The 22,450-nt window shown below is 71.1% G+C and carries 23 protein-coding genes and 1 tRNA gene; 19 read left to right on the forward strand and 5 right to left on the reverse strand.

Going from position 1 to position 22,450, the window contains the following annotated elements; translation table 11 throughout:
* The first annotated feature begins 101 nt into the window (after window positions 1–101).
* From MJ607_RS19250 to der, 16 genes are all read left to right on the forward strand, one after another.
* A complete protein-coding gene (locus MJ607_RS19250) occupies window positions 102–2,054 on the forward strand; it encodes a primosomal protein (protein WP_243077257.1) in 1,953 nt (650 codons plus the stop codon).
* Window positions 2,054–3,091 carry an HAD-IIA family hydrolase gene (locus MJ607_RS19255; protein WP_243077258.1) on the forward strand — a complete coding sequence of 346 codons (1,038 nt, stop codon included), beginning with the start codon at window positions 2,054–2,056 and terminating at the stop codon, window positions 3,089–3,091. Before MJ607_RS19250 ends, MJ607_RS19255 begins: the two co-directional genes overlap by 1 nt.
* A 45-nt stretch (window positions 3,092–3,136) precedes the next feature.
* Window positions 3,137–3,298: a hypothetical protein gene (locus tag MJ607_RS19260; RefSeq protein WP_243077259.1), complete on the forward strand. Its 162-nt coding sequence runs from the start codon at window positions 3,137–3,139 to the stop codon at window positions 3,296–3,298.
* Entirely contained in the window at window positions 3,295–4,095 is an 801-nt protein-coding gene (locus tag MJ607_RS19265; RefSeq protein ID WP_243077260.1) for a TlyA family RNA methyltransferase, read from the forward strand. Before MJ607_RS19260 ends, MJ607_RS19265 begins: the two co-directional genes overlap by 4 nt.
* On the forward strand, window positions 4,092–5,045 hold the full coding sequence (locus MJ607_RS19270) for an NAD kinase (protein WP_243077261.1): 954 nt from the start codon (window positions 4,092–4,094) through the stop codon (window positions 5,043–5,045). The genes MJ607_RS19265 and MJ607_RS19270 overlap by 4 nt, the downstream gene beginning before the upstream one ends.
* Complete coding sequence (recN, locus tag MJ607_RS19275) at window positions 5,042–6,739, forward strand: DNA repair protein RecN (RefSeq protein WP_243077262.1); 1,698 nt, start codon at window positions 5,042–5,044, stop codon at window positions 6,737–6,739. The genes MJ607_RS19270 and recN overlap by 4 nt, the downstream gene beginning before the upstream one ends.
* Before the next feature lie 17 nt (window positions 6,740–6,756).
* A complete protein-coding gene (locus MJ607_RS19280) occupies window positions 6,757–8,454 on the forward strand; it encodes a CTP synthase (protein WP_243077263.1) in 1,698 nt (565 codons plus the stop codon).
* Between the two features lie 265 nt (window positions 8,455–8,719).
* Window positions 8,720–9,250 (forward strand): NUDIX hydrolase, encoded by a 531-nt coding sequence (locus tag MJ607_RS19285; protein WP_243077264.1) that lies wholly within the window; start codon window positions 8,720–8,722, stop codon window positions 9,248–9,250.
* 1 nt (window position 9,251) lies between these two features.
* Window positions 9,252–10,175, forward strand: a complete 924-nt coding sequence (gene xerD / locus MJ607_RS19290) for a site-specific tyrosine recombinase XerD (protein ID WP_243077265.1) — start codon at window positions 9,252–9,254, stop codon at window positions 10,173–10,175.
* Between the two features lie 135 nt (window positions 10,176–10,310).
* On the forward strand, window positions 10,311–11,195 hold the full coding sequence (locus MJ607_RS19295; RefSeq protein WP_243077266.1) for a ParA family protein: 885 nt from the start codon (window positions 10,311–10,313) through the stop codon (window positions 11,193–11,195).
* Entirely contained in the window at window positions 11,179–12,057 is an 879-nt protein-coding gene (locus MJ607_RS19300; RefSeq protein ID WP_374238082.1) for a ScpA family protein, read from the forward strand. The genes MJ607_RS19295 and MJ607_RS19300 overlap by 17 nt, the downstream gene beginning before the upstream one ends.
* Window positions 12,047–12,700 carry an SMC-Scp complex subunit ScpB gene (gene scpB / locus MJ607_RS19305; protein WP_374238083.1) on the forward strand — a complete coding sequence of 218 codons (654 nt, stop codon included), beginning with the start codon at window positions 12,047–12,049 and terminating at the stop codon, window positions 12,698–12,700. Before MJ607_RS19300 ends, scpB begins: the two co-directional genes overlap by 11 nt.
* 97 nt (window positions 12,701–12,797) lie before the next feature.
* Window positions 12,798–13,589 (forward strand): pseudouridine synthase, encoded by a 792-nt coding sequence (locus MJ607_RS19310; protein WP_243077268.1) that lies wholly within the window; start codon window positions 12,798–12,800, stop codon window positions 13,587–13,589.
* Window positions 13,586–14,695, forward strand: coding sequence for a prephenate dehydrogenase (locus tag MJ607_RS19315; protein WP_243077269.1), 1,110 nt, complete (start codon window positions 13,586–13,588; stop codon window positions 14,693–14,695). The genes MJ607_RS19310 and MJ607_RS19315 overlap by 4 nt, the downstream gene beginning before the upstream one ends.
* Entirely contained in the window at window positions 14,688–15,428 is a 741-nt protein-coding gene (gene cmk / locus MJ607_RS19320; RefSeq protein ID WP_243077270.1) for a (d)CMP kinase, read from the forward strand. The genes MJ607_RS19315 and cmk overlap by 8 nt, the downstream gene beginning before the upstream one ends.
* Entirely contained in the window at window positions 15,425–16,948 is a 1,524-nt protein-coding gene (der, locus tag MJ607_RS19325) for a ribosome biogenesis GTPase Der (protein ID WP_243077271.1), read from the forward strand. The genes cmk and der overlap by 4 nt, the downstream gene beginning before the upstream one ends.
* Before the next feature lie 92 nt (window positions 16,949–17,040).
* Here der and MJ607_RS19330 read toward each other — a convergent pair whose 3' ends face one another.
* Complete coding sequence (locus MJ607_RS19330) at window positions 17,041–17,460, reverse strand: GNAT family N-acetyltransferase (RefSeq protein WP_243077272.1); 420 nt, start codon at window positions 17,458–17,460, stop codon at window positions 17,041–17,043.
* Window positions 17,461–17,542: 82 nt separating this feature from the next.
* On the opposite strand from MJ607_RS19330, the gene MJ607_RS19335 reads away from it, so the two are divergent.
* A complete protein-coding gene (locus tag MJ607_RS19335; RefSeq protein WP_243077273.1) occupies window positions 17,543–18,442 on the forward strand; it encodes an NUDIX hydrolase in 900 nt (299 codons plus the stop codon).
* Window positions 18,443–18,457: 15 nt separating this feature from the next.
* Here the strand turns inward: MJ607_RS19335 and MJ607_RS19340 are convergent, their stop codons facing one another.
* From MJ607_RS19340 to MJ607_RS19355, 4 genes are all read right to left on the reverse strand, one after another.
* Window positions 18,458–18,832, reverse strand: coding sequence for an RNA-binding S4 domain-containing protein (locus MJ607_RS19340; RefSeq protein ID WP_243077274.1), 375 nt, complete (start codon window positions 18,830–18,832; stop codon window positions 18,458–18,460).
* Window positions 18,829–19,539 (reverse strand): lysoplasmalogenase, encoded by a 711-nt coding sequence (locus MJ607_RS19345; protein ID WP_243077275.1) that lies wholly within the window; start codon window positions 19,537–19,539, stop codon window positions 18,829–18,831. Before MJ607_RS19345 ends, MJ607_RS19340 begins: the two co-directional genes overlap by 4 nt.
* A 31-nt stretch (window positions 19,540–19,570) precedes the next feature.
* On the reverse strand, window positions 19,571–20,155 hold the full coding sequence (locus MJ607_RS19350) for a GNAT family N-acetyltransferase (protein ID WP_243077276.1): 585 nt from the start codon (window positions 20,153–20,155) through the stop codon (window positions 19,571–19,573).
* 90 nt (window positions 20,156–20,245) lie between these two features.
* The gene (locus MJ607_RS19355; protein ID WP_243077277.1) at window positions 20,246–21,466 is read right to left on the reverse strand and encodes a globin domain-containing protein; all 1,221 of its coding nucleotides are present in this window, start codon (window positions 21,464–21,466) and stop codon (window positions 20,246–20,248) included.
* Window positions 21,467–21,600: 134 nt separating this feature from the next.
* On the opposite strand from MJ607_RS19355, the gene MJ607_RS19360 reads away from it, so the two are divergent.
* Window positions 21,601–22,212 (forward strand): helix-turn-helix domain-containing protein, encoded by a 612-nt coding sequence (locus MJ607_RS19360; RefSeq protein ID WP_243077278.1) that lies wholly within the window; start codon window positions 21,601–21,603, stop codon window positions 22,210–22,212.
* Between the two features lie 86 nt (window positions 22,213–22,298).
* Window positions 22,299–22,372 (forward strand) — tRNA-Pro (locus MJ607_RS19365).
* Window positions 22,373–22,450: the final 78 nt, after the last annotated feature.

The raw sequence follows: 22,450 nt of genomic DNA on the forward strand, positions 1-22,450 counted from the left end.
CCGCCGGACTTCTTTCATGAAATGGCCACCCAAAGCTGGGTGGCCATTTCACGTTAACGGACCACATTGCCCACGAGGCGCGGACCCGGGAGGATCGAACAATGGCACAGCCAGAACCGCGAGACGGCGAGCGTGAGCAGCGCCCGCGCGCGAACTCGCACTCAGATCGCCCGAAGAGCTCGTCCGGCCACGCCGGCGGGCAGAAGCCGCCCTACGCGAAGCGCGATGGCGGCTCGAAGCCGTACGTGAAGCGCGACGGGGATCGCAAGCCGTATCCGAAGCGCGACGGCGATGCGAAGCCGTACGCCAAGCGCGACGGCGACCGCAAGCCGTACCCGAAGCGCGATGGTGACGCCCGTCCGTACCCGAAGCGCGATGGTGACGCCCGTCCGTACCCCAAGCGGGACGGCGATCGTCCGTACGCGCGGCGCGACGGTGACGCGAAGCCGTACGCGAAGCGCGACGGCGATCGCAAGCCGTACCCGAAGAGGGATGGCGACGCGAAGCCCTACGCGAAGAGGGTCGGCGACTACAAGCCGTATCCGAAGCGCGATGGTGACGCGCGGCCGTACGCCGGTCGTGACGGCGACCGCAAGCCGTACCCGAAGCGCGACGGTGATGCACGGCCGTACGCCGGTCGTGACGGCGACCGCAAGCCGTACCCGAAGCGCGACGGTGATGCACGGCCGTACGCCGGTCGTGACGGCGACCGCAAGCCGTACCCGAAGCGCGACGGTGATGCACGGCCGTACGCCGGTCGTGACGGCGACCGCAAGCCGTACCCGAAGCGCGACGGTGATGCACGGCCGTACGCCGGTCGTGACGGCGACCGCAAGCCGTACGCGAAGCGCGAAGGCGACGCGAAGCCCTACGCGAAGCGCGAAGGCGACTACAAGCCGTACCCCAAGCGCGATGGTGACGCACGGCCGCACTCCAGTCGTGACGGTGATCGCAAGCCTTACCCCAGGCGCGACGGCGATGCTCGCCCGTACGCGAAGCGCGACGGAGACTCGCGTCCGTACGGCAGCCGGTCCGACGACCGCGGGGGCAGGCCGCCCCGTCCGACGCGTGGGGGAGCGGATCGTCCCGACCGCGCGCCGCGCGAGGGCGAGGAGCGCTCGATCCGTCCCCGCCACGACGATCCGTTCATCCCGGACGAGATCACTCCTTACGATCTGCACCCGTCTGCGCGCAACGAGCTCAAGACCCTGAGCAAGGAGAACGCGGAGTGGGTCGCGCGTCATCTCGCGATGGCGGCGAACCTCATCGAGGAGGACCCGGCGCTCGCGCACCAGCACGCGATCTCCGCCTCCCGCCGCGCCGGCCGTATCGCGGTCGTCCGCGAGACCCTCGCGATCACGGCCTACGTGACGGGCGACTACGCGCTCGCTCTCCGCGAGCTGCGCACGTACCGTCGCATCTCGGGCAGCGAGGATCAGATCGCCCTCATGGTCGACAGCGAACGCGGGGTCGGCCGTCCCGACCGTGCGCTCGAGCTCGGCCGCACGGTGGATCGCAGCATCCTTTCCGTTCCGGTCCGCGTCGAACTCGCGATCGCGATGTCCGGTGCCCGCCTCGACCTCGGCGAGCCTGAGCGCGCCCTCGTCGAGCTCGACATCCCTGAGCTCGACCCCGATCGCGCCTACGAGTGGAGCCCCGCGCTCTTCGCGGCGCGTGCGACGGTGCTCGACGAGCTCGGCCGCTCCGCCGAGGCGGAGGATTGGTACCGCCGCGCCACCGTGGCGGAGGCCGCGTTGGATGAGGCATCCGGCGTCGCCGAAAGCGAATTCGTGATCGTCGAGGAGGTCTTCGAGCAGTACATCGACGAAGACGAAGACGACGATGCAGACCAGGAGCACCCGGACGCCGGTAGCGCCGAGCCTGAGGTCGTGACCGAAGCTGAGGCCGAAGCTGAACCAGAGGCCGAGGTCGAAGCGGCACCTGCAGCCGAGACCGAGGGTGAGGCCGAGGCCGGCGCTCCGCAGAGCATCGAGGACGAGGTGCACGAGATCCTGGTCGAAGCGGGTGTCGACGACCCGGACGAGGAGCGCTGATGGCGCTGTTCTCCCGCCGGCCCGCTGAGCGCGCGCCCCTCGACGACGTCGACGTCGTGCTCGCTGACCTCGACGGCGTCGTCTACGCCGGCGCTGGTGCGCTTCCGCACGCCGTCGAGAGCCTCAACCGGGCCCGCGAGGGACGCCGGCTCGGCTACGTCACCAACAACGCGTCCCGGACGGATGCCTCGGTCGCTGCGCACCTGAGCGAGCTGGGGCTCGAGACCGCCGCATCCGAGGTCGTGACGAGTCCGCAGGCGGCGATGAGACTCCTCGTGGACCTCGTCCCCGCGGGCGCGACCGTGCTCGTCGTCGGCGGCGAAGGTCTCGTGAGCGAGGTCGAGAAGGCCGGGTTCACCGTCACGCGCAGCGCCGACGACGGCCCCGCGGCGGTCGTCCAGGGCTTCGCCCCGGAAGTCGGCTGGCTGCAGCTCGCCGAGGCCGCCTACGCCCTCAAACTGCCCGAGGATGAGGGCGGCATCCCCTGGATCGCGACCAACACGGACTGGACGATCCCGCAGGCGCGAGGGATCGCGCCGGGAAACGGCACCCTCGTGTCCGCCGTCCACACCGCCGTCGGCCGTCTCGCGACGGTCGCGGGCAAGCCGGAGACGCCGATCTTCGACGAGGCCGTCGCGCGATTCGGCGCGGCGAACCCGCTGTTCCTCGGGGACCGCCTCGACACCGACATCCTGGGTGCGAATCGTGCGGGGCTGCCCTCGGCGATCGTGCTCACGGGAATCGATCGTCCCAAGCACATCCTCGCGGCGTCCGCGGACTCGCAGCCGACGTATCTGCTGAGCGATCTGCGCGAACTGCACGAGCCGTATCCCGAGGCGCACGTGCGCGACGGCGTCGTGACGGTGCGCGGCGCGAGCGTCCGCATCGACGGACCCGACGTGCGCATCCTCGCGGAGGGCGACCGCCCCATCGATCTGCTGCGCGCGGGTGCCAAGGCGATCTGGGACACGGGCCGCGCGATCTACGGATTCCGCGTCCCCGAGCGCCTCTACGCGGACCCGTTCCACCGGCCGTGAGGCGCGGTCCCGGGCGATCGCGCCTGCGCACCGTATCCTGAACGGATGGAGCATCCCGAGCCTTCCTCCGGCGATCGCGCGGACCTCGTCTCCGCACTCGAGGTCGTCGAAGACCAGCCCCTGGCGACGCGCGCGGCCGCGTACGAGGCCCTCGCCGAGGGACTCGCACGCCGGCTCGACTCAGGTCCGGCAGCATCCCGTCCATGACCCGTCGCCTCGACGCGGCCCTCGCCGAGCGCGGTATCGCCCGTTCGCGCACGCACGCCGCCAAGCTCGTCTCCGAAGGTCTCGTGACGGTGGACGGCCGTGTCGTCGTGAAGCCGTCGACGCCCGTCGCGGACGATGCCGCGATCGTCGTCGCGGGCGACGATCACTACGTCAGCCGCGCGGCGCACAAGCTCATCGCGGGGCTCGACGCGTTCGGTGTCGACCCGCGCGGTCGGCTCGCGCTCGACATGGGCGCCTCGACGGGCGGATTCACACAGGTGCTGCGCGAGCGCGGTGCACAGCCGGTCATCGCCGTCGACGTCGGGCACGGCCAGCTCGCCGAGGCGATCGCGGCCGATCCCGGCGTCATCGCGATCGAGGGCTTCAACGTCCGGTACATGTCGAGTGCGACCCTCGCCGATGCGAGCGGGATCGCCGAGCCGCCCTCGGTCGTGACGGGAGACCTCTCGTTCATCTCGCTCGATCTCGTGCTGCCGGCCGTCGCGGCGGTATGCGCCGAGGGGGCGGATGTCGTCCTGCTCGTGAAGCCGCAGTTCGAGGTGGGGCGCACGGCCGTCAAGGGCGGTCTCGTGACCGACCCGACTCTTCGCATCGATGCCGTCGAGCGCGTCCTGTGGGCGGCGTGGGATGTCGGCCTGGGAACCCTGGGCATCGTCTCCTCCCCGATCGCAGGCACGCACGGCAACTCCGAGTACGTCGTGCATCTCGCGCCGGGGCGGGGAAGCAATCCGACAGAATGGTTGAGCACGGTGAACCGACTGGCGGGAGAGGGATGACCGACGCACAGCGCAGCATCCTCGTCGTCGCCCATGCCCACCGGCACGAGACCGTCGAAGCCGCCGAGCGCGTCATGTCGGCGCTGCGCGGCGCGGGCGCGCGCCCCGTGCTCGCCCCCGACGACCGTCAGGAGCTGGGCGAGCTCATCGAGGATCTCGACGGCGTCGCGACCCTCGGCGTCGATGTCGAGGTGGGTGAGGTCGAGCTCGCAATCGTCCTCGGCGGAGACGGCACGATCCTCCGCGCCGCCGAGCTCGTCCGCGAGGGCACGGCACCGGTCCTCGGCATCAACATGGGCCACGTCGGCTTCCTCGCCGAGATCGAGCGCGACGACATGGACGACGCCGTGCGGCGCGTCATCGACCGCGACTACCGCGTCGAGGAGCGCCTCGCGCTCGGCGTGCGGGTCAAGGATGCGTCCGACACCGTCGTCTACGAGACGTGGGCGCTCAATGAGGCGACGGTCGAGAAGGCGAGCCGCGAGCGCATGCTCGAGGTGGTCATCGAGATCGACGGGCGTCCGCTCTCGACATTCGGCTGCGACGGAGTCGTCGTGTCGACCCCGACCGGTTCGACGGCCTACAACTTCTCCGCCGGCGGCCCCGTCATCTGGCCCACGGTCGAGGCGATCTCGGTCGTGCCGCTGTCTGCGCACGCCCTCTTCGCGAAGCCTCTCGTCGTCGGGCCGGAGCACGCCGTCGCGATCGAGCTGCTGCAGCGCAACCCCGGCACCGGCGTGCTGTGGTGCGACGGCCGGCGCTCGCTCGATCTGCCGAGCGGCGCGCGCGTCGTTGTGAGCCGCTCGGAGCGGCCCGTGCGCCTTGCGCGCCTGCACCCGAGCGCGTTCACCGACCGTCTCGTGCGCAAGTTCCGCCTCCCCGTCGAAGGATGGCGCGGCCCGTCGGCGCTCACGGCCGCGATCCCCACGGTGGGGGAGCGTTCCGAGTGATCGAGGAGATGCGGCTGCGCGATCTCGGGGTCATCGCGGAGGCGACGCTTCCGATCGGCCCCGGCTTCACCGCCATCACGGGTGAGACGGGCGCGGGCAAGACGATGGTCGTGACGGGGCTCGGCCTGCTGCTCGGCCAGCGCGCCGACTCGGGCGCGGTCCGCGCGGGCGCCGCCCAGGCATCCGTCGACGGAGTGTGGATCGTGCCCTCCGAAGGCGCCGTCGCCGACCGCGTGCGAGAGGCGGGCGGAGACCTCGAGCCCATCGGCGCCGACCGTGCCGAACTCCTCGTCGGCCGCACGATCTCGAGTGAGGGTCGCAGTCGCGCATCGGTCGGCGGCCGTTCCGCGCCCGCCGGCGTCCTCGCCGACCTCGCCGATGCGCTCGTCGTCGTCCACGGACAGTCCGACCAGCTGCGGCTGCGCTCGGCGGCGGCGCAGCGCGACGCGCTCGACCGCTTCGGCGGCGCGCCCGTGCAGAAGGCGGTCGAAGCGTACCGCTCCGCGTTCGAGAACTGGCGCGCGCTCGATCGAGAGCTCGAGACGCTGACGACCGACCGCGACGCGCGTGCTCGCGAGGCCGACGATCTGCGCGCCTCGCTCGGCGAGATCGAGCAGGCGGCCCCGGTTGCGGGGGAGGACGTCGAGCTCGCGGCGCGCGCCGAGCGGCTCGCGAACGCGGAAGAGCTGCGCCTCGCGGCCTCGACCGCCCACGAATTCCTCTCGGGCGAGGGCGACGAGCCCGATGTCGTCGCACTGCTCGCCGAAGCGCGCCGCGCCCTCGAGCGGGGTGCGTCGCACGACTCCGGTCTCGACGAGCTCTCGACGCAGGCCGCCGACCTGGGCTATCGCGCAGCCGACCTCGCCGCCGCGCTCGCGGGCTATCTCGCCGACCTCGACGAGTCCGGTCCGCACGAGCTCGCGGCCGTCGAGGAGCGGCGCGCCGTCGTCGGCGCGCTCGTCCGCGCCCACGGAACGCTCGACGCCGCGATCGCGCTGCTCGAGACGGGCTCCGCACGGCTCGCCGAGCTCGACGACGACGGCGAGCGGCTCGAGCGTCTGACCGCGGAACGGGATGCCGCGGCATCCGTCCTCGACGAAACGGCGGCAGCCCTCACGGCCGCGCGCACGGAAGCGGCGGAGCGTCTCGGCACCGCCGTCACGACCGAGCTGCGCGCCCTCGCGATGCCCGACGCCCGCGTCGTCGCGGCCGTCGGTCCCGCGGGGCAGACAGGCGCGGGCCGCGACGAGGTCTCGATCCTGCTCGCCCCGCACCCCGGCTCCGAGCCGCGGCCCGTCTCGCGCAGCGCGTCGGGCGGCGAGCTCAGCCGCGTCATGCTCGCGATCGAGGTCGTCATCGCGGCCGTCGACCCCGTGCCCACGTTCGTCTTCGACGAGGTCGACGCCGGCATCGGCGGCGCCGCCGCGATCGAGGTGGGGCGCCGACTCGCACGCCTGGCCGAGGCATCCCAGGTCATCGCGGTGACGCATCTCGCGCAGGTCGCGGCCTTCGCGGGCAATCATCTGTCGGTCGTGAAGGCGAGCGACGGCTCGGTCACGGCATCCGACGTCCGCCGTCTCGAGGGCGCCGAGCGCGAGGCCGAGATGGCGCGTCTGCTGTCGGGAATGCCCGATTCGGACGCCGCGCTGACCCACGCGCGAGAGTTGCTCAGCCTTCGCACGGATTCGGACTGATAGGGTAAAAGCCCGTGATGCAGACTTCTGACGCAGCGGATGACAAGACTTCGAACGACACCACCAAGCACATCTTCGTGACGGGTGGTGTCGTTTCCTCGTTGGGCAAGGGTCTGACGGCGGCGAGCCTCGGCAACCTGCTCACGGCGCGGGGTCTGCGCGTCGTCATGCAGAAGCTCGATCCCTACCTCAACGTCGATCCCGGGACGATGAACCCGTTCCAGCACGGCGAGGTCTTCGTGACGGATGACGGTGCCGAGACCGACCTCGACATCGGCCACTACGAGCGCTTCCTCGACATCGAGCTGAGCCAGGCCGCGAACGTCACGACGGGCCAGATCTACTCGCAGGTCATCGCGCGCGAGCGCCGCGGCGAGTACCTCGGCGACACCGTGCAGGTCATCCCGCACATCACCGACGAGATCAAGCGCCGCATGCGACTCCAGGCCGACGAGACGCCGAAACCCGACGTCATCATCACCGAGATCGGCGGCACCGTCGGTGACATCGAGTCGCAGCCGTTCATCGAGTCGGCGCGCCAGATCCGCCACGAGCTCGGTCGCCAGAACGTGTTCTTCGTGCACGTCTCGCTCGTGCCGTTCATGGGCGCCTCGGGCGAGCAGAAGACCAAGCCGACGCAGCATTCCGTCGCGACGCTGCGCTCGATCGGCATCCAGCCCGACGCGCTCGTGCTCCGCAGCGACCGGCCCGTCACCGAGGCGAACAAGCGCAAGATCGCGCTCATGTGCGACGTCGACGAGGGCGCCGTCGTGAACGCCGTCGACGTGCCGAGCATCTACGACATCCCCACGATGCTCAACGAGCAGGGGCTCGACGAGTACATCGTGCGCACCCTGGGCCTCTCCAAGGCCGCGGACGTCGACTGGTCCCGCTGGGAACGTGTGCTGCAGGCCGTGCACAATCCCAAGCACGAGGTGACGATCGGCCTCGTCGGCAAGTACATCGACCTCCCGGACGCGTATCTCTCGGTGACCGAGGCGCTCAAGGCGGGCGGCTTCGCGCAGGAGACGCACGTCAGCATCCGCTGGATCCCGTCCGACGAGTGCGAGACGCCGGAGGGCGCCGAGAAGGCCCTCGGCCCGCTCGACGGCATCGTGATCCCGGGCGGCTTCGGCATCCGCGGCATCGAGGGCAAGATCGGCGCGCTCAAGTTCGCGCGCGAGCAGGGCATCCCCACCCTCGGCATCTGCCTCGGACTGCAGTGCATCGTCATCGAGTACGCGCGCCACGTCGCGGGCATCGAGGGCGCCTCCTCGAGCGAGTTCGACCCCGACAGCGAGCACCCCGTCATCGCGACGATGGAGGAGCAGGTCGACATCCTCGAGGCCGGCGACATGGGCGGCACGATGCGCCTGGGGCTGTACCCCGCGAAGCTCGCGGAGGGCTCCATCGCGGCCGAGGTCTACGGCGGGACGACCGCGTCCGAGCGGCACCGTCACCGCTACGAGGTCAACAACCGCTATCGCGACCAGATCGCCGCGGCGGGACTCGTCTTCTCGGGCATCAACCCCGACCTCGACCTCGTCGAGTACGTCGAGCTGCCGCGCGACGTGCACCCGTACTACATCGCGACGCAGGCGCACCCCGAGCTGCGCTCGCGCCCGACCGACGCGAACCCGCTCTTCCGCGGCCTCGTGGGCGCCGCCCTCGAGCGTCACAGCGCGAGTGAGCTGTTCGAGGTCGAGGATGACTGATCTCGGTACACCCGCTTCGCGGGCACTCGATCCGGCGGATCTCGATACACCCGCTTCGCGGGCACTCGATCCGGCGGATCTCGATACACCCGCTTCGCGGGCACTCGATCCGGCGGATCTCGATACACCCGCTTCGCGGGCACTCGATCCGGCGGATCTCGATACACCCGCTTCGCGGGCACTCGATCCGGCGGATCTCGATACACCCGCTTCGCGGGCACTCGATCCGGCGGACGCCCTCCGCGACGAGCCCGTAGACGTCGAGGTGTCGGGGTCCGACCTCGTCTACGAGGGCAGGGTGTGGGACGTCCGCAACGACACCTTCCGCTACAACGACGAGGACCTCGTCCGCCAGTACGTCGACCACCCGGGCGCTGCGGCGATCGTCGCGATCGACGACGACGGCCGCGTGCTGCTGATCCAGCAGTACCGGCATCCGATCCGCCATCGCGACTGGGAGATCCCCGCGGGGCTGCTCGACGTCGCGGGGGAGTCGCCGCTCGAGACCGCGAAGCGCGAGCTCGTCGAGGAAGCCGACCTGGAGGCTGACGACTGGCAGGAGCTCGTGAGCATCTTCACGACGCCGGGCGGCAACGACGAGGTCGTGCACGTGTTCCTCGCGCGGGGGCTGCGGCCCGTCGGCGAGGCGCACGCGCGCGAGGCGGAAGAGGCCGACATCCGCGTCGAGTGGGTGCCGCTGACGGATGCCGTGTCGGGAGTCCTCGCGGGGCGCCTGCGCAACGGCATCCTCTCGGTGGGAGTGCTCGCGGCGGCGGAGAAGCTCCGCCGAGGCTGACATGCACCTCGAGCGGGCGGTCGATTCGTATCTGCGCCACGTCTCGATCGAGCGCGGCCTCTCGGACAACACCGTCGGCGCGTACCGGCGCGACCTCGCGGGCTACGTCGAATGGCTCGAGACGCGCGGCATCGATGATTCGGACTCCGTGACGCCCGCGCTCGTCGCCGAGTTCGCGGCGGAGCGCGCGTCGGCGGTGCCGCAGCCGGCGGCCTCGTCGCTCGCCCGGCTGCAGTCCTCGGTGCGGGGCCTGCACCGCTTCCTCGCGCGGGAGGGGATCGAGACCGACGACCCGTCCGCGCGGCTGCGTCCTCCGAAGCTGCCGCAGCGCCTGCCGAAAGCCCTCACGATCGAGCAGGTCGAGAGGCTCCTGGATGCTTCGGGCCCCGCGCCGTCCGAGGGGGTGCTGAGCGACGCCACCGGCATCCGGGACCGCGCGCTGCTCGAACTGCTCTACGCGACCGGCGCGCGCGTGTCGGAGGTCGTGCAGCTCGACGTCGACGACGTGACGCACGGGGACGTGCTGCGCGTGCGGGGCAAGGGGTCGAAGGAGCGGATCGTGCCGGTCGGCTCGTACGCGCGCGCGGCGATCGACGCGTACCTCGTGCGGTCGCGTCCTGAGCTGTCGCGGCGCGGGATCTCGACGCCGCGGCTCTTCCTCGGGGCGCGCGGGGCGCCGCTCTCGCGGCAGAGCGCGTGGCTCGTCATCCAGCACGCCGCCGACCGTGCCCGGCTCACGGCGCACGTCTCGCCGCACACCCTGCGGCACTCCTTCGCGACGCACCTCCTGCAGGGCGGCGCGGATGTGCGCGTCGTGCAGGAGCTCCTCGGCCATGCCTCCGTCGCGACGACCCAGATCTACACGCACGTCACCGTCGACGCCCTGCGCGATGTGTATGCGACGTCGCACCCCCGGGCGCGGTGAGGCGCGGCATCCGTCCCCTGAAACCGCTCGGACGTCGTGTGCGGAAGGGGATTCGCGCCCATCCGTCAAGTCTCGCGGGCCGCGCGTGCGGGCGAGGCTAGAATCAAGCGGATAACCGTGACGGCAGGAGATTCGGTGGCGGGTACGAAGACGGGCGCAGCGAAGACCTCGAAAGAGGACTCGCCCATCGGTCCCACGGGGCGTCCGTATCACGGCTTTCCCACGCCGCCGAAGCTCGCGTCCCACGGTCCCGCGCGCATCGTGGCGCTGTGCAACCAGAAGGGCGGCGTCGGCAAGACGACGACGACCATCAACCTCGCCGCCGCGCTCGCCGGCTACGACCGCAAGGTGCTCGCGATCGACTTCGACCCGCAGGGCGCGCTGTCGGCGGGTCTCGGCATCCAGACGCACGACGTCCCGACGATCTACGACCTGCTGATCGACGGCAAGCGCGACCCGCGCGACGCGATCGTGCACACGGCGACGCCGAACCTCGACCTCATCCCCGCGAACATCGACCTCTCCGCCGCCGAGGTGCAGCTGGTCAACGAGGTCGCGCGCGAGATGATCCTCTCGCGCGTGCTGCGCAAGCTGGCGCCCGACTACGACGTCATCCTCATCGACTGCCAGCCGTCGCTCGGCCTGCTGACCGTCAACGCGCTCACGGCGAGTCACGGCGTCGTCATCCCCCTCGAGTGCGAGTACTTCGCGCTGCGCGGCGTCGCGATGCTCATCGAGACGATCGACAAGGTGCGCGATCGGCTCAACCCGACGATCACGCTCGACGGGCTGCTCGCGACGATGTACGACCCGCGCACGCTCCACTCGCGCGAAGTCCTCGAGCGCGTCGTCGAGACGTTCGGCGACGACGTCCTCGAGACCGTCATCGGGCGCACGGTGAAGTTCCCGGATGCCTCGGTCTCGGGCATGCCGATCACCGAGTTCGCGCCCGAGCACGCGGCCGCACAGGCGTACCTGCGGCTCGCTCGGGAGCTGGTCGCGCGTGGCGCCGTCGCCTGACGACGATCAGGAACGGGAGACGTCGCCCGAGCGGGCTCTGGATGCCGATGCCTCGGCGACGGAAGCCGCTCGGCCCGCTGAGGCCGGATTCCGGGTCTCGCTCGGCGTGTTCGACGGGCCGTTCGATCTGCTGCTGACCCTCATCTCGAAGCACGAACTCGACATCACCGAGGTGTCGCTCTCGAAGGTCACCGACGAGTTCATCGCCTACCTGCGCGAACTCGGACCCGATGAGGAGCTCGAGCAGGCGTCCGAGTTCCTCGTCGTGGCGGCGACCCTGCTCGACATGAAGGTCGCGGGGCTTCTCCCGCAGGGGGAGCTCGTCGACGCCGAGGCCGTCGCGCTGCTCGAAGCGCGCGACCTCCTCTTCGCCCGGCTGCTGCAGTACCGCGCCTTCAAAGAGGTCTCGGCCTGGTTCGAGCGCTGCGTGCGCCGCGAGGACCGCCGGCACACGCGCTCCGTGCGCCTCGACGCGAAGTACCGCAACACCGTGCCCGAGCTCGTCTGGACGCTCACCGTCGAAGACTTCGCGGCGCTCGCGCTGCTCGCGATGACGCCGAAGGAAGTGCCGCACGTCGGCCTCGACCACCTGCACGCGCCGCTCGTGAGCATCCGCGAGCAGGCGGCGGTCGTCGTGACGCTGCTGCGCAGCGCCGGGACGCTGAGCTTCCGCGAGATCGTCGCAGGGGTGTCGCAGCCCGGCGTCGTCGTCGCGCGCTTCCTCTCGGTGCTCGAGCTCTACCGCCATGCGGCGCTGTCGTTCGAGCAGCTCGAGCCGCTCGGCGAACTGACGCTGCGCTGGACCGCCGACCGGTGGTCCGACGAGAATCTCGCGACCCTGGGGGCCGACTATGACCGATGAAACGATCACCGAGCCGGAAACCGGGGGAGAGGCCGGGCCCACGCGCCCGGAGGCTCCGCCCAGTGCGCCAGCACTGGGTGGAGGGGGCGTGGGGACCGTCGCCCGCCGACTCGAGGCGATCCTGCTCGTCGTTGAGGAGCCGCAGAGCCTCGTGAGTCTCGCGACCGCCGTCAGCGCGCCCGTCCCGGCCGTGCGGCAGGCGATCGAGGCACTCGTCGAGGACTACGACGGCCTTGCGGGCGGACCGCGCCGCGGGTTCGAGCTGCGCGAAGTCGGCGGCGGATGGCGCCTCTACGTGCGCGAGGAGCACGACGACCTCATCTCGGAGTTCGTCAACGCGCAGGCGCCCTCCAGGCTCTCGCAGGCGGCGCTCGAGACGCTTGCCGTCATCGCCTACAAGCAGCCCGTCACCCGCGGACAGGTCGCGTCGATCCGCGCCGTCAACGTCGACTCGGTTGTGCGGACTCTGCTCGCGCGCGGGCTCATCACCGAGGTGTTCACCGATCCCGAGACGGGCGCCATCCACTACGGCACGACCGATGCGCTGCTCGTCAACCTGGGCATCAATTCGCTCGACGAGCTGCCCCACATCTCGCCCCTGCTCGACGACGGGGCGAACGGCTTCGAGGAGATCGTCCGATGACCGTGTCCCGATTCCCCGCCTTGATGTCCCGAAAGTGGTCGCTTGAGAACTCTTCGAGCGACCAGAAGTGGGACATTCCGAGAGAAGCGAGCCACCGATGACCGACGGCAGCCTGTCAACCGAAGGCGTCCGCCTGCAGAAGGTCCTCGCGAATGCGGGCGTCGCCTCCCGCCGGGTTGCGGAAGACCTCATCGTCGCGGGCCGCGTGCGCGTCAACGGCGAGGTCGTGACCGAACTCGGCTCGAGGATCGACCCCGAGAACGACCTCGTCGACGTCGACGGCACGGCGATCCAGCTCGACCAGTCCAAGCGCTACGTCATGCTCAACAAGCCGCGCGGCGTCGTGAGCTCGATGAAGGACGAGCGCGGGCGTCCCGACCTGCGGTCGTTCACGACCGACTGGGAAGAGCGTCTCTACAACGTGGGCCGACTCGACGCCGACACGAGCGGCCTGCTCGTCCTGACGAACGACGGCGCGCTCGCGCACGTCCTCGCTCACCCGTCGTTCGGCGTGACGAAGGTGTACATCGCGAAGGTGGAGGGCACGGTCACGCCGCAGACGATCCAGCGGCTCACGAAGGGCATCGACCTCGAGGACGGTCGCATCGCCGCCGACAAGGCGAGGCTCATGTCGAGTTCGGATGCCGGGAAGGGCTCGCTCGTCGAGCTGACTCTGCACTCCGGCAAGAACCGCATCGTGCGCCGCATGATGGCCGCGGTGGGGCATCCCGTCATCGAGCTCGTCCGACGGCAGTTCGGACCCCTGCACCTGGGAACCCTCCCAGCGGGCCGCGCCCGCGAGTTGACTAAGGTGGAACGCGGCGCGCTCCTCACTCTCGCGCGCCAGGCGGCGGGTGAGCCGCCGCAGGAGCAGCAGGAGTCACAGTGACCGATACCACGGGCGCGCGTTCCGCCCGTGTCCAGGGCACGGTGCGCATCGTCGGCGCAGGCCTGCTCGGAGCGAGCATCGGGCACGCGCTGACCGCGAACGGCATCGATGTCGCCCTCGACGACACCTCGCCCGCGCAGCTGCGTCTCGCGATCGACTACGGCGCCGGCCGCGCCGCGCGCGAGGACGACAGTCCTTCGCTCGTCGTCGTCGCCGTGCCTCCGGATGTCACGGCCGACGTCATCGCGCGCGAGCTGTCCCGCTTCCCGGACGCCGTCGTGACGGATGTCGCGAGTGTCAAGCTCGAGCCGCTGCGCGCGCTGCGCGAGCGCGGCGTCGACCTCACGCGGTACATCGGCTCGCACCCCCTGGCGGGGCGCGAGCGCGGAGGAGCCATCTCGGCGCGCGCGGATATCTTCATCGGACGCCCGTGGGTCGTGTGCCGCGACGGCGAGACCTCGGCGTCCGATCTGGCACTCGTCGAGGCGCTCGCGCTCGACCTCGGCGCGACGCCGATCGAGATGACGCCCGAGGAGCACGACCGCTCCGTCGCGATCATGTCGCACGTGCCGCAGATCGTCGCGAGCCTGCTCGCGGGTCGCTTCGTCGACGCGCCGGACGGCTCGCTGCGGCTCGCGGGCCAGGGCGTGCGGGACACGACGCGCATCGCGGCATCCGCTCCCGAACTGTGGGTGCAGATCCTCGGCGCCAACTCCGCGCCGATCGTCGACGTGCTCGATGCGCTCGCGGCCGACCTCGTCTCCGTGACGGACGCGCTGCGCGACGTCGACGTCCCCGGTGCCCGCCGTGCCGTCGCCGACACGATCCGCCGCGGCAACGACGGCGTCGAGCGACTGCCCGGCAAGCACGGCCAGAACCGCCGCTTCGAGAGCATCGTCATCATGGTCGACGATCGCCCTGGCCAGCTCGGCCGCCTTTTCGGCGAACTCGGCGAGCTCGGCGTCAACGTGGAAGATCTTCGCCTGGAGCACTCTCCCGGCGCACAGTTCGGCCTCGCCGAGATCTCGGTCGTGCCGAGCATCGTGCGGGCTGCCACCGAAGGGCTCGAAGCCCGAGGCTGGAGGATTGCGAGTGTCAATGACTGAGATCTTCAAGCCGTCGCCCGACGTCTCGCTCGACGTGCCGGTCGTCGTCGCGATCGACGGCCCCGCGGGCAGCGGGAAGTCGAGCGTCGCGAAGCAGGCCGCGCGGGAGCTCGGCTACGGCTACCTCGACACGGGTGCCGCGTACCGCGCGCTCGCGTGGCACGCGCTCGCGCACGGCGCCGATACGTCCGACGCGGCGGCTGTGCTCGACGTCGCGGGCGACTTCGACTACGCCATCTCACTCGACCCCGACGAGTACTGGGTGCGCGTGGGAGCCGTGGACGTCACGTCCGCGATCCGCGAGCCGCGGGTGACGGATGCCGTCAGCGGCGTCGCACGCGTGGCGCCCATCCGCGAATCGGTCAACGCCCTCTTCCGCTCGCTCATCGCGGCGTCGCGCCGCCCGGGCGTGGTCGTCGAAGGCCGCGACATCACGACAGTCGTCACGCCGGACGCGCCCGTGCGCATCCTGCTGACGGCGTCTCCCGAGGTGCGGGCTACGCGGCGGAGCCTCGAGCTGACGACGCAGGATGCGGCATCCGTCGCCGAAGCACTGCACCGACGCGACGCGACCGATTCGAAGGTCGTCGACTTCCTGACGGCGGCGCCCGGCGTCACCGTCGTCGACTCGACCGAGCTCGACTTCGACGCGACAGTCGCCGCGGTGCTCGACGTCGTCCGCATCGCCCTGGAACGGGCCCACGAACAGAATCCGACAGGAGGCCCGCGATGAGCGGCGAAGAAGAGTACGAGGGCGCGCCCGACCGTCTGGCCGAGAAGCTCGCCGACCTCGATGAGGGTCTCGCCGATCAGCGCGCCGAGACACTGCGCGCATCGCTCGGCGACTACGAGCTGGACGACGAGGATGCCGCGCTCCTCGCGGGCGTGACGCTCGGCGAGGACGGCATCGAGTACCTGCCGGCGCTCCCCGTCGTCGCGATCGTCGGCCGGCCGAACGTCGGCAAGTCGGCGCTTGTGAACCGCATCCTCGGCCGCCGCGAGGCCGTCGTCGAGGACACCCCCGGTGTGACGCGCGACCGCGTGACCTACAAGGCCGAGTGGGTCGGCCGTCGCTTCACGATCGTCGACACCGGCGGCTGGGAGCCCGACGCGCGCGGCATCGACCGCTCCGTCGCCGCGCAGGCCGAGGTCGCCATCGATCTGTGCGACGTCGTGCTCTTCGTCGTCGACGCGATGGTCGGTGCGACCTCGACCGACGAGCAGGTCGTGCGTCTGCTCCGCAAGAGCGGCAAGCCCGTCTTCCTCGTCGCGAACAAGGTCGACGATGCGCGCCACGAGCCCGAGGCCGCCGCCCTGTGGAACCTCGGTCTCGGCGAGCCGCGCCCCATTTCGGCGATCCACGGCCGCGGCGTCGCGGACCTGCTCGACGAGATCATGAAGGTGCTCCCCGAGATCTCGGCCGTCGCGAAGCAGGAGATCGGCGGACCGCGTCGCGTCGCGATCCTCGGCCGGCCCAACGTCGGCAAGTCGTCGCTGCTCAACAAGGCCGCGGGCGAAGAGCGCGTCGTCGTCAACGAGCTCGCCGGCACGACCCGCGACCCCGTCGACGAGATCGTCGACCTCGGCGGAAAGCTCTGGCGCTTCGTCGACACCGCCGGCATCCGGCGCCGCGTGCACCTCTCGCAGGGCGCGGACTTCTACGCGTCGCTGCGCACGTCCGCCGCGCTCGAGAAGGCCGAAGTCGCCGTCGTCGTGCTCGACGTGAGCGAGACCGTCAGTGAGCAGGACGTCCGCATCATCGACCTCGTCCTCGAGTCGGGTCGCGCGCTCGTGCTGGCCTACAACAAGTGGGACCGCCTGAACGACGACGACATGGAGGGCATCGAGCGCCGTCGGTACCTCGAGCGCGAGATCGAGCAGGACCTCGCGCACGTCGCGTGGGCTCCCCGCGTCAACATCTCGGCGCGCACGGGCCGTCACCTCGACAAGCTCGTGCCGGCGCTCGAGACGGCCCTCGACTCGTGGGATCAGCGCATCCCGACGGGCAAGTTCAACGCGTTCCTGTCGGAGCTCGTCGCCGAGCACCCGCACCCCGTCCGCGGCGGCAAGCAGCCCCGCATCCTGTTCGGGACGCAGGCCTCGACGCGTCCGCCGACCTTCGTCCTGTTCACGACGGGCTTCCTCGACCCGGGCTACCGCCGCTTCATCCAGCGCCGCCTGCGCGAGCTGTACGGCTTCGAGGGCTCGCCGATCGTCGTCAACATGCGGGTGCGCGAGAAGCGCCAGCGCTGAGCGTCGGGCGCGGCATCCTGGATTCGATCCCGGATGCGGCGCCCCCTCTGCCGAGTTCCGCGCGCTCTGCGCGCTTCGGGTCTGCCGCGGTGTCAGCGCATTCCGGATGCCGCCGGGCGCACCATCGCGGTGGCGTCGGGTGCCGCGAAGCCGAACTTCTCGTAGAGCGTGTGCGCGTCGCGCGTGAAGAGCGTCCAGCGGAAGTCGCGGCCCGGGCCTTCGTCGATCATGAGCGACAGCATCCGGCTGCCGAGTCCCCGGCCGTCGTGCCCTTCGGCGACGTACACGTCGGCGAGGTACGCGAAGGAGACGCCGTCCGAGACGGCGCGCGCGAAGCCCACCTGCGCGCCCGTGTCGGAGCGGTAGACGCCCACGACGCGCCACGCCGAGTCCAGCTGCTTCTCGAGGTCGTCGCGACTGCGCCAGCGACCCCAGTACGCCTCGGCCGAGAGCCACGTCCACACGGCGTCGCGCTGGAGGCGGGTCGGATCGTCGTCGAGCTCGTAGTCCATGGCCCCATTCTCCCGAGACGCCGCGTGTCGGGGCGGAGGCCGATCCGCGGTCTGTGGCATGCCGATGTGCGAGGCTGGAGGAGTGACGATCGAGCCGCCCGACTTCGGTGAGCCGCGGCGACCGCACGGGCCGCGCGATCCCGGCGACGCGTGGGTCGTCGCCCCTGACGGCTCACGCTATTGGGGCCGGTTCGGCGCGTCGGGTCTGCTCGCGATCGACCCCGTTCTGGGCGTCCTTCTGCAGCATCGCGTCGCGTGGAGCCACTTCGGCGACACGTGGGCGCTCCCCGGCGGGGCGCGGCACGAGGGGGAGTCCGCGACGGACGGCGCTCTTCGCGAGGCGGCGGAGGAGGCCGGGGTTCCGGATGCCGCGATCCGCCCGCGGCTGCTGAGTGTCTTCGATCTCGGATACTGGAGCTACACGACGCTCGTCGGCGATGTCGTGACGCCGTTCGAGCCTGAGATCACCGACCCCGAGAGCCGTGAGCTCGCGTGGTTGCCCGCGGACGATGTCGCGTCGAAGCCCCTGCATCCCGGCTTCGCGAGTTCGTGGGAGGCGCTGCGGCCCCTCCTCGACGTGCGGCCCGCGATCGTCGTCGACGTCGCGAACGTCGTCGGCTCGGTGCCGGACGGCTGGTGGCGTGATCGCGCCGGGGCGGCATCCCGGCTGCTGACCCGACTCTCGACGCTCGCCGGCTCCGGCATTCCCGCCGAGGCCGTGGAACTGCCGGGGCACACATGGTTCCCCGAGTGGGTCGGCGTCGTCGAGGGTCGGGCGCGCTCGGTGGAGGCGCCCGCGGGCGTCGACGTCGTGCGGGCCGAGGCATCCGGTGACGATGCCATCGTGCGCGAGGTCGAACGGCTCGCCGCGACGGGTCGTGCCGTGACGGTCGTCACAAGCGACCGGGAGCTCGCTTCGCGGGTGACGGATGCCTCAGCCGCCGTGCGCGGCACGCGCTGGCTGCTCGACCTGCTGCCGTAGCCCCAGGCCGAAGCGTCAGTCGTCCTCGCGGCCGCGGAGCCTGTCGATGTCGCGTCGCTCGCGCTTGGTGGGCCGGCCCGCGCCGCGATCGCGCACCGGCACGAACGCCGTGAGCTCGCGCGGCGGCGGGGGAGGTGTGCGGTCCTCGACGGCGGCGGCCGCGAGGACCGCGCCGACGCGCTTCGTGATGGTCTGCTTGACGACGAGGATGCGGTCGAACCCCGCGATCCGCACGCGCAGTTCGTCGCCCGGCCGCACGGCCTGCGCCGCCTTGGCACGCTCTCCGTTGACCCGCACGTGCCCGGCGCGGCACGCCGTCGTCGCGGCGGACCGCGTCTTGTAGACGCGCACGGCCCACAGCCACGCGTCGACGCGGGCGGTCTCGCTCATGCGCTCGCGGCCTCGGGCTCGGCCTCGGGCTCGGCCGCGGGCGAGGTCGTGCGCGCACGTTCCGCGAGGACGACGCCCGCCGCGATGAGCCCCTGGCCGAGGCAGTAGGTGATCATGACGAGCGGGCTCGTCCAGTCCGGCATCGCGTCGGGCGTGAAGAGGCGGAAGGCGAGGATCGTGTCGGACGCGAGGAAGAACGCGCCGCCCCACGCGATGAGCGGATGGCAGCGGGATGCCGCTGCCGCCGTGCCGCCGAGCACGAGTCCGTAGATCGCGACCGGGACGAGCAGCGCGCCGAGGCTCGGCCAGAGGACGAGCAGCAGCCCGACCCACCAGACGCCGTAGACAGCCGCCCACCCGGGGAGCCGCCGCACGGCGAGGATGCGCCAGAACAGCCAGATGTAGCAGAGGTGGGCGAGCCCGAAGCACAGGAGCATCATCGGCAGTTCGGGCGCGAACGGGAAGAACGTGCCGGCGCCGTCGCCGAGCCACGAGAGCGCGATCGCGCAGAAGAGCAGGGTGTACGGCCGGCCCCACTGCGAGCCGCGGCCGGCCCAGAGCACGGCGACGGCGAGCAGGGGCATGAGGGTCAGCTTGGTCGGCGCGGCGACGGCGTCGGCGCCGATCGCGAGGGCCGTGACGTGGACGAGGGCTGCGACGCCGTACAGCGCGAAGCCCCACCACGAGGCGCGGGGGAGGGAGGACACGGCTCCATCGTAGGTCGGCGCCGCGCAGCGCTCAGGCGACCTCGAGCGTGACGATCGGCCGATCGGGCTGCGGGCGGGCGATCTCGACGAACCCGGCGCTCTCGAACGTCGAGAGGACGCCGTGGTACAGGTCGTTCGCCGACTTGCGGGGACCCGTCTTCGGATCGAACGGATACGCCTCGATGATCCGGGCGCCGTTGTCGCGCGCGTAGTCGATCGCGGCAGCGAGCAGATGCGCCGTGAGGCCGTTCCCGCGGTGTTCCTTGCGCACGACGAAACAGGAGACGGCCCACACCGACGAGTCCTCGAGCGGCTCACGAGTCGTCTCGTTGATGATGCGCGTGCGGCCGATGCGGATCTGGTCGGTCCGCGGGCCGACGCGCACCCAGCCGGCCGGTTCGCCGTCGACGTAGGCGATGAGCGCGGGCGGCGGCCCCGCCGCGATCTCGTGTCTCAGCAGCTCCTGGCGCTCCGCCTGCGAGGACTTCTGGAACTCGGCGTTCGTGAGCGTCCACCACTGGCACTGGCAGCTGCGCCCGTCGCCCCCGCCGGTCAGCGCGTGCTGGGCGTCGTCGAAGCGATCGGATGTCGCGGGCTCGATCGTGATCTTCGGCATGCGCGGCACGCTACCCGCGACCCCCGACACGGGCAAGGCACCAGGCGCGCGGGTGCGGTTCGTCCTCGGACCGCACCCGCGCGCCGAGCGTCAGGCGGGGACGCTCTCGGGCTGCTGCGCCCAGAGGTCCGGTCCGAACACCTCGTAGTGGATCCGCTCGCTCGGGATGCCGCGCGAGATGAGCGTCGCGCGGGAGGCGCGCATGAAGGGCAGCGGGCCGCACATGAAGACGCTCGCGTCCTCGGGCAGCTCGACCTCGGCGAGGTCCATGAAGCCCGGGAGAGCGGGGTGGAGCGTCGGCGCCTGCGCGGCATCCGTCTCGTACCAGTTCTGAGCCTTCGCATCGGGCATGGCCAGGACCTGCCGGCGCAGCGACGAGTAGAGCGCGTGGGTGTCGTGCGCGCGGTCGGCGTGGAAGAGCCGCACCGTGCGCGCGGGCTGACGGCGCGAGAGGTCTTCGAGGATCGCCGCGATCGGCGTGATGCCGATGCCCGCCGAGACGAGCACGAGCGGGCGCTCGGAATCGTCGAGCACGACGTCGCCGGCCGGCTGCGACACGTCGAGCAGCGTGCCGGGCTTGGCGTTCTCGTGCAGCCACGTCGAGACCTGGCCGTCCGGAGCGCCGCCGGCGCCCTGCACGCGCTTGATCGTGACGCGGAGCGAGTCGCCGCGCGGACCGGACGAGATCGTGTACTGGCGCGGCTGGCGCGAGCCGTCGGGCAGGTCGACGGCGATCGCGACGTACTGTCCGGTGCGGTGCGACGGCACGGTGCCCGTCACGGGCGCGAGCAGGAGCGAGAACACGTCGTCGGACTCTTCGAAGCGCTCCACGACGCGATGCGTGCGCCAAGGATCCTCGGGATCCGTGCCGCCGAGGGCGTAGAGCTTCGCCTCCTCTGCGATGAGGGCCGTCGCGAAGAGCCAGTAGACCTCGTCCCACGCGGCGCGCACTTCGGGAGTCACGGCATCGCCGAGCACCGTGCCGACGGCGTCGAGCAGGTGGTGGCCGACGATCAGATACGAGCGCGCCTGGATGCCGAGCGAGACGTGTTTGTGGGCGATGCGGCGCATGACGGGCGCGAAGTCGGGCGCATCGGGATCGATGAGCTGCACCGCGAAGGCGACGACCGAGGCCGCGAGCGCCTTCGGCTGCTCGCCGATCGCCTGGTTGGCGCGGTTGAAGACACGCAGCAGCTCGGGGTGGGCGGCGAACATCGCGGGATAGAAGACCTTCGTGATCTCCTCCGCATGGGCGGCGACGACCCCCGCAGTGGCGCGGACGACGGCCTCGGACTCCGGTGAGAGCTTCATGACGCTTCCTTTCTCCTTCGAGTCACAGCTCTCCGACACTGGCGTGTCCGGTTCGGGCCTTGTTGAGCTTTCTGCCGGGTTAAACCGCATCCTCATCCGGGCCTCATGATCGAGGGCTGGGCTAGCCTCGATCCATGCCCCGCCGCGCTCACGACTTCCGCGGGCTCACTCAGCCCCGTCGGATGCAGCTGCTGCGCGCCATCCAGCGCGTGCCGGGGCGCCGCGCGGGCGAGCTCGCGTCGGAGTGCGGCATCCCGCTCAACACCGTCCGCGACCACCTGCGCGTGCTCGAGGACGAGGGCCTGATCCGCAGCGAGACCGTGCAGGTCGGCACGCGCGGCAGGCCGCCGGTCGTTTTCCATCCCGTGCGCGAGTCGTCCTCGAGCGCCGTCGCCGAGGCGCGCGTCGTCGGTGCGCACGACAGGGGACGGATGCTGCGTGCCGTTACCCGCACGGAGGCCCCGGTACTCGATCCCGAGGCGTCACGGCAGCTCGATGTGCTGTACGAGCATCTCGAGGATGCGGGCCTCGATCCGACCGTCGACGAGGAGGCCCTCTCGTTCGATCTCGCCCCGTGCCGGTACCACGACATGATCGACGAGGACCGCGCGCTCGTCTGCGGCGTGCACGAGCGGCTCGTCCGCGATGTGCTCGCGCACGCCGACGGCCCGCTGTCGCTGCAGGTGCTGCAGCCCTTCGTGACGGCGCACCGGTGCCGCCTGCTCCTCACGGCAGCGAGCGACTGAAAGCGCGTCCGGGCACCGCCCTCGGTTCGCGAGCGCTGTCGCGAGCGGGTAGGATGGGGGAGTTGTCCACGCGAAGGCGCGGTCAACGGGATGTGGCGCAGCTTGGTAGCGCACCTGACTGGGGGTCAGGGGGTCGCAGGTTCAAATCCTGTCATCCCGACAGAAATGACGAAGGGTCGGCCTCGAGGCCGGCCCTTCGTCATTTTCGCTTGAGCAGCCACGTCCGTGGTCTCTCGTA

The organism is Microbacterium sp. SS28 (assembly GCF_022761035.1).
Lineage (GTDB): Bacteria > Actinomycetota > Actinomycetes > Actinomycetales > Microbacteriaceae > Microbacterium.

Excerpts from the sequence above, each read along its gene's own strand:
- cmk (WP_243077270.1), top strand. The coding sequence starts at position 14,688 with ATGACTGAGATCTTCAAGCCGTCGCCCGACGTCTCGCTCGACGTGCCG.
- MJ607_RS19360 (WP_243077278.1), top strand. The coding sequence starts at position 21,601 with ATGCCCCGCCGCGCTCACGACTTCCGCGGGCTCACTCAGCCCCGTCGG.
- MJ607_RS19260 (WP_243077259.1), top strand. The coding sequence starts at position 3,137 with ATGGAGCATCCCGAGCCTTCCTCCGGCGATCGCGCGGACCTCGTCTCC.
- scpB (WP_374238083.1), top strand. The coding sequence starts at position 12,047 with ATGACCGATGAAACGATCACCGAGCCGGAAACCGGGGGAGAGGCCGGG.
- MJ607_RS19270 (WP_243077261.1), top strand. The coding sequence starts at position 4,092 with ATGACCGACGCACAGCGCAGCATCCTCGTCGTCGCCCATGCCCACCGG.
- MJ607_RS19330 (WP_243077272.1), bottom strand. The coding sequence starts at position 17,460 with ATGGACTACGAGCTCGACGACGATCCGACCCGCCTCCAGCGCGACGCC.
- xerD (WP_243077265.1), top strand. The coding sequence starts at position 9,252 with ATGCACCTCGAGCGGGCGGTCGATTCGTATCTGCGCCACGTCTCGATC.
- MJ607_RS19310 (WP_243077268.1), top strand. The coding sequence starts at position 12,798 with ATGACCGACGGCAGCCTGTCAACCGAAGGCGTCCGCCTGCAGAAGGTC.
- MJ607_RS19355 (WP_243077277.1), bottom strand. The coding sequence starts at position 21,466 with ATGAAGCTCTCACCGGAGTCCGAGGCCGTCGTCCGCGCCACTGCGGGG.
- MJ607_RS19250 (WP_243077257.1), top strand. The coding sequence starts at position 102 with ATGGCACAGCCAGAACCGCGAGACGGCGAGCGTGAGCAGCGCCCGCGC.
- MJ607_RS19350 (WP_243077276.1), bottom strand. The coding sequence starts at position 20,155 with ATGCCGAAGATCACGATCGAGCCCGCGACATCCGATCGCTTCGACGAC.
- MJ607_RS19340 (WP_243077274.1), bottom strand. The coding sequence starts at position 18,832 with ATGAGCGAGACCGCCCGCGTCGACGCGTGGCTGTGGGCCGTGCGCGTC.
- MJ607_RS19255 (WP_243077258.1), top strand. The coding sequence starts at position 2,054 with ATGGCGCTGTTCTCCCGCCGGCCCGCTGAGCGCGCGCCCCTCGACGAC.
- MJ607_RS19265 (WP_243077260.1), top strand. The coding sequence starts at position 3,295 with ATGACCCGTCGCCTCGACGCGGCCCTCGCCGAGCGCGGTATCGCCCGT.
- MJ607_RS19280 (WP_243077263.1), top strand. The coding sequence starts at position 6,757 with ATGCAGACTTCTGACGCAGCGGATGACAAGACTTCGAACGACACCACC.
- der (WP_243077271.1), top strand. The coding sequence starts at position 15,425 with ATGAGCGGCGAAGAAGAGTACGAGGGCGCGCCCGACCGTCTGGCCGAG.